Consider the following 1,477-nt stretch of genomic DNA (forward strand, 5'->3'; position numbering starts at 1 on the left):
TGATTTATCTTTTAAATCTAAAACAGATAGCCAACGTATTTGACTCATGGGTTGATAACCAACTGAATAACCTTGATGTTTATATCCTAAAGATTCTAATATCGCTTTAAAACTTTGATGTTCATATGATTCTATAGTTTTACCATCAGCAGTATGTTTTTGAATAACAATATATGGATCAACTAACACAAATAAGCAGTTTTGTTTTTTTAGGTATTTAGTTAAATTTTTGAAGAAAAAGTTCACTAATTCTTTATTATTGTAGTCTATGACAGGACCTCTATGTGAGTAGAAATATTTAAAAAATCTTAAGGCACGTGCTTCTGTAAGTAAAGATGCAGCAATGACTTTTCCATTATTGTTTTTGACTCCAACAATGTGTACGTCTTTTTTATGTTCATTTCGATATTCAAAATGATTGAGGCTTTGAGTGTAGTGTGAGAAATTTTCTTGTGTAAATTTATCGAATTCTTCTTTTGAAAGTTTTAAAAATTGCATGATTTCACCTTTTCAGATAGATTAAAATAACATGGATATAAATATTTATATCCATGTATCGGGTTCTAATATTGTTTTATTTTTGGATTAATAAATATAGTTATATGTTGCTGCTTGTGCTTTAGTTAATGTTCTCGTTCCATAACCTAAACTAACATTATAATTGTATTCTGATATTTTAATACTACCATTTGCATTTACTTTTTCAACAAAAGCTACGTGGCCTAGTCCGCCACCACCTTTTGAAGTTTGTAAAATAGCTCCTGCTAAAGGTTTTTTACCTGTTTTAAAACCTGCTTTTTTGGCTTCTGATAACCAATTTTTAGCATGAGTAAAACTTGATGGTAAATAACGTTTTGTTTGATTACGTTTATTATGTACATACCAAGTACAATTATTTTTCCAATGATAATTAGGTTGTGCTGTTTTGATTGGTCTTGGATATTTATCGATAGCTGCAGCTTTTGCTTCATGTTGTGTGAAGTTTTTTACTCCAGTATCTATATTTGTAAATCCTGTTAAAACTAAAGTTGATAAAACAGTATATGTTGCAATTTTTTTGATGTTCAATATATTCTCTCCTTGAATATTAGAACCCACTTAAAGAATATAACAATATTTTACAATATTCAATCTATTTCCTTATTATGACTTTTATGTTATATTCTTTAAGTATTTATTTTTATGGAGGGATACTCAAGTCTGGCTTAAGAGGGTTATCTTTATTTGATAATTAGGAGCATTCTTGCTTGCGTTGGTTCAAATCCTTCTCCCTCCGTATACTACCCAGTATTTATGTATTTGAAAAAAACTAGAGGCCTTTGGCCTCTAGTTTTTTTCGTTTAGTTTATTATTTTTTAATTTTTGTAGTTAATGTATTTTAGGTGTTATAAGCAAGTTAAAAACAAGATTCTTCTTTTTTGATAAAAATAAAGGCTTAGTCTGAATAGACCAAGCCTTTTGTTAGTGTTATATTAAT

At 28.4% G+C, this 1,477-nt stretch carries 2 protein-coding genes and 1 tRNA gene; 1 reads left to right on the forward strand and 2 read right to left on the reverse strand.

The window, feature by feature from the left end:
* A partial coding sequence (locus KA878_RS13625; protein ID WP_210142211.1) for a peptidoglycan bridge formation glycyltransferase FemA/FemB family protein occupies window positions 1–498 on the reverse strand: 498 nt, incomplete at its 3' end.
* A gap of 87 nt (window positions 499–585) precedes the next feature.
* The gene (locus KA878_RS13630; protein WP_210142213.1) at window positions 586–1,068 is read right to left on the reverse strand and encodes a CHAP domain-containing protein; all 483 of its coding nucleotides are present in this window, start codon (window positions 1,066–1,068) and stop codon (window positions 586–588) included.
* A 116-nt stretch (window positions 1,069–1,184) separates the two neighbouring features.
* On the opposite strand from KA878_RS13630, the gene KA878_RS13635 reads away from it, so the two are divergent.
* A tRNA-Lys gene (locus tag KA878_RS13635) sits at window positions 1,185–1,276 on the forward strand.
* Window positions 1,277–1,477: the final 201 nt, after the last annotated feature.

Origin of the sequence: Staphylococcus sp. GDY8P57P (genome assembly GCF_017892585.1) — a bacterium.
GTDB lineage: Bacteria > Bacillota > Bacilli > Staphylococcales > Staphylococcaceae > Staphylococcus > Staphylococcus borealis.